Genomic DNA, 5499 nt, shown 5'->3' on the forward strand with positions numbered 1-5499 from the left:
CGCCACCACCACCTGCAACCCCAACCCCGCCCAACGCCCCACCCCCGAACGGCCCTCCCACGGAAGACCACTCCACACCGCCACATACACGTTGAACGTCAGGAGCGCGAGCACCAGGACGGCGTCCAGCACGGCTCCGGAGTTCAACCAGCGAATCGGGCTTTTCACGCCAGCCACCGTACTGGGGGCGGGAAGCAATGGGGGCAAGCGTGTTCTGTTGCCCCGCACAGAGCGTACGAAAGTCGGTATTGCACAGCCGAGAATGCAACCTTGGTCGCTCCCACTTCCCACGAAGCGCTCTCCCGCGTGCCCGCGTCGGCTTGCTTGGCTGAGGCAGGCAAGCAGGACGACGGAAGCAGGGGGACGAGCAGGTGCCACACGAGAAGCGGCGACCACGAGGGGGCGCGGCGTCGGTCGCGGACCCGGACTCCCACCCGCTGCGTCCGACCGGCCGGCTGGTTCCGGCCCACCGCCTGTCCCGGCGTGCCGTCCACTGGTGGATGACGCAGAACCTGTTGTTCGTCGCCCCGGTCCTCGCCGGTCTGGCGACGGCCTACGTCCTCGCCCCCGACGCCCGGACCTGGCTGCGGGCGGCCCTGGCGGTGGCGTGCCCGCTCGGCGTCGCCTACATCCTGCTGATCCCGTGGTGGCGGTACCGCGTGCACCGCTGGGAGACCAGCGGTGAGGCCGTGTGCACCACCTCCGGATGGTTCGTCCGCGAGTGGCGGGTCGCCCCCTTCAACCGGATCCAGACCCTGGACACCAAGCGCGGCCCGCTCCAGCAGCTCTTCGGGCTGTCCGCGGTGACCGTGACCACCGGTTCAGCCGCCGGCCCGGTGACCATCGACGGCCTCGACCACCGGCTCGCCGTCGACATCGTCGAGCGTCTCACCGAGCACGTCCGCGCGCTCAAAGAGGACGGGACGTGAACAGCCGTACGCAGCATCCCCAGGTGCCCTCCGTCCTGGAGCACACCCCGCCGGAACCGGCGTGGCAGCGGCTGCACCCGAGGATGGTCCTGGTCAGCATCGGCTGGCTGGCCGGACCGGCCCTGCCGCTCGTCGGCACCATGATCCTCGCCGCCGGCCGGCTGAACGCGCACGGCTGGATCGTCCTCGGCTCGTACATGGTCGTCGCCGCGGTGCAGGCCGGCCACGAGTGGTTCCGCTACCGCACGACCCGGTTCCGGATCACCGACAGCAAGGTCGAGCTGCAGGCCGGGCTGCTCTTCCGTACCGAGAAGTCGATCCCGCGGGACAGGATCCGCAGCGCCGACCTGACGGCCAATCCGGTGCACCGGCTCTTCGGCCTGGCGGCCGTGAAGATCGGGACCGGGGAGCACGCGACCCGCGACGAGGACGAGCAGCTCGTCCTGGACGGCATCTCCCGTGAACAGGCGGTCCAGTTCCGTGCCCTGCTGCTGCGCAGGGCGGACCGGGGCGCGCCCGGCGAGGCACCCGCCCTGCCCGTACCGCTCGCCCGGATGCGCTGGTCCTGGGCGCGCTACGCGCCGCTGACCATCACGACACTGGCCGGTGTCATGATGGTCGTCACCGGCCTGACCAAACTCCTCGACAGCTTCGGGATCGACGTCACCGAGCTCGGCACCGCGCGGGCGGTCTGGGACCGGCTGTCGGCCCTGCCGGCCGTCGTGGCCGTCGCCGTGGTCGTCGTCGTCCTGCTCGCCATCGGTGTGGCGGGCGCCCTGGTGGCCTTCGGCGAGGCGTGGTTCGGATACCGCCTGGAGCGCGAGCCCGGCGGCTCGCTGCACATGACGCGCGGACTGCTCACCTCGCGGTCGGTGTCCGTGGAGGAGCGGCGGATCCGCGGCGCCGAGATCGTCCAGCCGCTCCCGCTGCGCTGGGCCGGAGCCGCACGCGTCAACGTGCTGGCGACCGGGCTCGGCCGGCGGAGCAACCATCTGACGCATCCGGCGCAGCTGATGCCGGCGGCCCCGCTGGCCGCCGTCCACGGCGTGACCGCCGACGTCCTGAAGGACGCCGCCTCGCCGATCGCCTCGGTGGTGCTGCGCGGCCACCCTCCGGCGGCGCTGCGCCGCCGGCTGGTGCGCGGCTGCCTGCTGGTCCCCGCCGCGGTCGCCGCGACGGCCGGCGGCTGCGCCGCGGGCGGGCTGGTGCCGTGGTGGACCCTCGGCGCCGCCGCGCTGGTTCTGCCGTTCGGCGCGCTGTTCGCCCGGGACGCCTACCGCGGCCTGGGACACGCCCTGACCGAGGACTACGTCGTCGTCAGGCAGGGCACGTTCGTGCGGCGCACCGTGGCGCTCAGACGGGACGGGATCATCGGCTGGCGTGGCCGGCAGTCCCCCTTCCAGCGCAGGGCCGGGCTGGTCACCCTGAGCGCCACCGTCGCCGCGGGCCGGGGAGTGGTCCGCATCCCCGACATGGATGCCGTCGAGGCGCTCCGCTTCGTCTCGGCGGCCGTTCCCGGCCTGGTCGACCCCTTCGTGGAACGGGCACCGGCCGACTCCCTGCCGCACTGACCCGACACCGTCACCGGTCCCACGCCCGGTCGGTATGCGCACCACCCCCGAAGCCCCGCACAAGCCTAGGAAAAACCAAGTGCTCCGGTACGGCCGGAGTGGAGGAACCATGTTCAAAGCATTGGGCCGTTTCGTAGTCGGCCACCGCTGGCTGGTGATCATCAGCTGGCTCATCGGCGGAGCGGCCGTCATCGGTCTCGCGCCGTCCCTGACCACCACATCCGACCAGGCCGAATTTCTCCCCGAGCACTACGAGTCCATCCAGGCACAGCAGATCCAGGAGGAGGCGTTCCCGAAGGGATTCAGCCCCTCCGCGATCGTGGTGTTCACGCGTGAGGACGACAAGGCGCTCGACCAGGCCGACACCCGCAAGGTGGCGGAGATCGGCCAGGTGCTGAAGAAGAACAAGTACGACACGGTCGAGCAGGTCGTCGTCGCGCCACCGTCCCCGCACAAGAAGGTGCAGACGGTGCTGGTGTCCATGGCCGACGTGAAGGCGGGGGACAAGAGCCAGCAGCACGCCGTCGTCGACATGCGCGAGGACCTCGATCCGCTGGTCAAGGGAACCGGTCTGAAGGCCGGGATCACCGGTGACGCCGCCACCCAGCTCGACGCCGAGGAAGCCGGCAAGCGCGCCGACGAGCTCATCTGGCTCGGCACCCTCGTGCTGATCATCGTCCTGATGACGGTCATCTTCCGGAGCCCGACCATCACGGTCCTCACCATCGCCGGGATCATGCTGGTCTCCGAGGTGGCCAACGGCCTCATCGCGACCTGCGCCAAGCTGTTCGACCTCAAGGCCGACACCTCCGTGTCGTCCTTGCTGATCGTGGTGCTCTTCGGCGTCGGCACGGACTACATCCTGTTCCTGATGTTCCGTTACCGGGAGCGGCTGCGGATCGGGGAGGACCCGAAGACCGCGATGGCCTCGGCCATCGGCCGGGTCGGCGAGGCCATCGCCTCCGCGGCCGGTGCCGTCATCGTCTGCTTCCTCGCCCTGCTGCTGTCCTCGCTCAGCTTCCTGGCCTCGATGGGCCCGGCGCTGTGCATCGCCATCGGCGTGACCCTGCTCGCCTGTCTGACCCTGATCCCGGCCGTCATCTCCCTCATGGGCACCAAGGTGTTCTGGCCCTCCAAGGCCTGGCAGCGCGAGCCCCGGGCGGCCCGCTTCGGCGCCATGGGCAACGCCGTCGCCCGTCGGCCCGCCCTTTTCGCGATCGCCTCCGGCCTGCTCATGGCCGCCCTGGCGGTCGGGGCGCTCGGCTACAAGCCCACCTTCGCGACCGAGGCGTCCCCGGACTCCGCCCAGGAGTCCACCGCGGCCCTGCACGAGATGAGCAAGGACCTGCCCGCCGGCACCACCAACCCCAGCACCGTGCTGCTGCGCTCCACCGACGGCGGCAAGCTGCGCGAGGCCGACATGGCGACCTACGCCGACCGGCTGAAGACGGTGGAAGGCGTCGGCTCGGTCTCGCGCACGCAGGTGAGCAAGGACGGCAGGACAGCCGAGTTCAGTGTGGTCCTCTCGATGGACCCGAACGGCAACAAGGCGATGGACGTCGTCCGCGGCCCGCTGCGCACCACCGCGCACCGCGACGCCCCGGCGGGCAGCGAGGCCAAGGTGGGCGGCGTGACATCGGTGTACGTCGACATCCACAAGGCCGTCAACCGGGACTTCTCGGTGGTGTTCCCGACCGCGGCCGCGCTCATCATGCTCATCCTCGGACTGCTGCTGCGCAGTCTCGTCGCGCCGATCTATCTGATGATCTCCGTGGCGCTGGGCTTCGGTGCCACGCTCGGCGCGAGCGTGCTGCTCTTCCAGGAGATCCAGGGCCAGTCCGGGCTGACGTTCTTCCTGCCGGTCATCATGTACCTGTTCGTCGTGGCCATCGGCACGGACTACAACATCCTGATGGTCGCCCGCCTGCGGGAAGAGGCGAAGGAAGGACTCGACGCCCGGCAGGCGACGGCGAAGAGCATCCGGCACGCCGGTCCCACCGTGGCCGCCGCCGGTGTCATCCTGGCCGGCACGTTCGCCGCGATGCTGCTCGCCAGTGAGGAGACGCTCGCCCAGACCGGGTTCGCGGTCGCGTTCGGCATCCTCATCGCCTCGTTCGTCATGGCGATGTTCTTCACCCCCGCGCTCACCGCCCTCCTGGGACGGGCCGCGTGGTGGCCGCGCCGCCTGGCTCCGACCGGCCCGGCAGCGGGCTCCGCGCCGTCGCCCGATCCGTCGGCCGAGATGGTCGGCGGCTCCCGTTCCGACCGGCGCTGACGCCGTCCCGCCCACGGGGCCGCCACCGACAGGTGGCGGCCCCGTCCGTTCGGGGCCCGTGCGTCTCCGCCAGAGACGACGTCGGCCTCCACGACCACAATCAGGTCGTGGAGGCCGACTGCTGCACTGGGGGACGGATACGGCGCGGAACTACTCTGCGATCTTGGTACGCCCGGTCCACCGGAACTTCACCGGAGCGGACGCCGCACTGCCTTCGGCCATGCGCAGCGGTGTACCTGTGGACTCGTAGTGCTCGTATCCATTGAGATAGCGAATCTTTATCTTCTGCTCGGAGAAGATCACCTCGTCGAGTTCAGTGAGTTTCACCGGTCCGCACAAGTGGCTGGGCCCGCCTTCCAGTTCCACATGGCTCAGCGCGGCGGAGAGTTCTTGGGCGACCATACGCAGGGCCTCCTCTCGTATCGCCACGATTGTTCGTCGGGCCGGCCTTCCTTGGACACCCCTTAACTCCCCCTACGCGGTGGGAATTCACGGCATTCAGCGACGCGGTGGCGTTCCGTGGGCATGGGGGTTTTTCAGGGGTACACCGATAGGCGGCCGACCCCTATCGTCGGGTGCGTCGGCGGCCCATTCCCCACCCCGTATGTCGCAAAGGAGAATCGTCGTGCGCGAGTCGGAGTCCGGTCTGCCCATCGAGCCGGTCTACGGGCCGGAGGCTCTGGAGGGCTGGGACCCGGCCGAGAAGCTGGGTGAGCCGGGCGCG

Annotated in this window: 4 protein-coding genes; 3 read left to right on the forward strand and 1 reads right to left on the reverse strand. The window is 70.2% G+C overall.

Annotation, left to right across the window (positions count from 1 at the left end):
• The first annotated feature begins 371 nt into the window (after window positions 1-371).
• The 3 genes from ACYVMZ_RS39005 (at window position 372) to ACYVMZ_RS39015 (ending at window position 4775) form a co-directional block, all read left to right on the forward strand.
• On the forward strand, window positions 372-929 hold the full coding sequence (locus tag ACYVMZ_RS39005; RefSeq protein WP_461088016.1) for a PH domain-containing protein: 558 nt from the start codon (window positions 372-374) through the stop codon (window positions 927-929).
• Entirely contained in the window at window positions 926-2500 is a 1575-nt protein-coding gene (locus ACYVMZ_RS39010; RefSeq protein ID WP_461088019.1) for a PH domain-containing protein, read from the forward strand. The genes ACYVMZ_RS39005 and ACYVMZ_RS39010 overlap by 4 nt, the downstream gene beginning before the upstream one ends.
• Window positions 2501-2609: 109 nt before the next feature.
• The gene (locus ACYVMZ_RS39015) at window positions 2610-4775 is read left to right on the forward strand and encodes an MMPL family transporter (RefSeq protein WP_461088021.1); all 2166 of its coding nucleotides are present in this window, start codon (window positions 2610-2612) and stop codon (window positions 4773-4775) included.
• 150 nt (window positions 4776-4925) lie between these two features.
• Here the strand turns inward: ACYVMZ_RS39015 and ACYVMZ_RS39020 are convergent, their stop codons facing one another.
• Window positions 4926-5177: a DUF5988 family protein gene (locus tag ACYVMZ_RS39020; RefSeq protein WP_461088023.1), complete on the reverse strand. Its 252-nt coding sequence runs from the start codon at window positions 5175-5177 to the stop codon at window positions 4926-4928.
• Window positions 5178-5499: the final 322 nt, after the last annotated feature.

The organism is Streptomyces deserti (assembly GCF_054782695.1).

Coding starts and splice junctions, on each gene's coding strand:
- ACYVMZ_RS39015 (WP_461088021.1), top strand. CDS start 2,610: ATGTTCAAAGCATTGGGCCGTTTCGTAGTCGGCCACCGCTGGCTGGTG.
- ACYVMZ_RS39020 (WP_461088023.1), bottom strand. CDS start 5,177: ATGGTCGCCCAAGAACTCTCCGCCGCGCTGAGCCATGTGGAACTGGAA.